Raw genomic sequence first — 235 nt, 5'->3', positions numbered from 1 at the left:
ACACCCACTCCCGATGCTTTTGTTGCATCTGGTGCTGTGTTAGCAAACACTTGTCGGGCACTGTCAGTGGTGGCACCCGAAAGATAAAATGAGAGCTTTTGTTCGCTTGAGCAATATACGCCAAGGGGTATTTCTGCGCTTCCAGGAAAGTCCGGGAGATCCACGGTGACATTACGACTATCAACGGTGCAGCCGCCTGTTGGCATAACAACATTGTTATTTGAAATAATATTCC

1 pseudogene is annotated in these 235 nt (G+C 47.7%); it reads right to left on the bottom strand.

The window, feature by feature from the left end:
- Window positions 1–235, bottom strand: a pseudogene (locus ACVHXK_RS19020) (hypothetical protein); the annotation flags it as partial.

Source organism: Clostridium sp. DL1XJH146, assembly GCF_054819755.1.
The sequence above is the reverse complement of the archived record's forward strand: the minus strand, read 5'-3'. Positions and strand labels throughout refer to the sequence as shown.